We start from the raw sequence: 1114 nt of genomic DNA, 5'->3' as shown, positions 1-1114 counted from the left end.
GCGTGCAGGCAGGGGCCGTGGCCGCGCTCGTACTGGGACTCGTCCAGGTCCAGGGCCAGCTGGCCGCTGTACACGGCAGTGGTTGGACGGTTGCCGACGACGAGGGTGATCGACGAGTCCACGTACCCGGGCAGCGTCGCCTTCGTGGCGTCGACGACCGCCTGCAGGAGCGTGTCCATGCTGTGTTCGTGCAACACCAACGAGTTGATCTGCTGCAGGGCGGAGCGGGTGGCTGAGGACGACGACGTGGGGTTCGACACGAGGAGCTCCATCGGTGCGACCGCGAGTGGGTCTCCGCGGCATCGGCACCGACAGGTGCCCCGGTCGAGGTGCGCCTCTGCGTGATGCACCGAGACCGTTCGGGCTGTGCTCCCGTGACGAGAGCAGGTTAACGCCCGAACACGACGAAGGGCGATCGTGGTGCCTGGCCCCCGTGCGCGCGGACACGGCACACGAGGGTCCCGGCGGGGGACCGGACGTGCGCAGCGTGGAGGTCAGCCGGCGGGGAGTTGAGCAACCAGCTCTCGCGGTCAGGCTCCATCGGCCGGACCACGGCTGGTGGGGCCGCCGCGCACGCCCGGCTGCCCGCGTTCTGTCGACACCCGGGTGGCCTAGGCTCGTGGAGCTCCGACGTGTCACACAGACGGCGCGTGTTCGCGGGGTCCCAGGTCGGGGCTCCTGCCGAGGTCGCCACCCCGGTGTACCTGACCGGAGCTGAGCCATGTCGCGCGCCGTCCTCCCCCCTGACGTCCCCTCCCGAAGCGAGGAGGCCGCTCGCGCGTTGGAGCAGTTGGGCGGCATCTCGCTGCAGCGCTACTCGATGGAGTCGCTGCTCCAGACGGTGACAGAGCTGGCCAAGTCGGTCATGCCCGGTGACCCGGAGGCGTCGATCACCGTCCAGACCGGCCATCGGCGGTTCACCGTCGTCTCCACCGGGCAACTGGCCACGGACCTCGACGAGGTGCAGTACGCCGAGCACCACGGGCCCTGCCTGCACGCAGCCACCACGCTCGAGCTGACCGAGATCCCCGACACCCGTAGCCAGACCCGCTGGCCGGAGTACGCCCGGCGCGCGGCCGAGCACGGCAACCTGAGTTCGCTGTCGGTGCCGCTG

1 pseudogene is annotated in these 1114 nt (G+C 70.6%); it reads left to right on the top strand.

The window, feature by feature from the left end:
* Window positions 1-781 precede the first annotated feature (781 nt).
* Window positions 782-1114 (top strand): annotated as a pseudogene (locus G5C62_RS27200) (GAF domain-containing protein); the annotation flags it as partial.

The sequence above is a fragment of the Modestobacter sp. KNN46-3 genome (assembly GCF_011039295.1).
The sequence above is the reverse complement of the archived record's forward strand: the minus strand, read 5'-3'. Positions and strand labels throughout refer to the sequence as shown.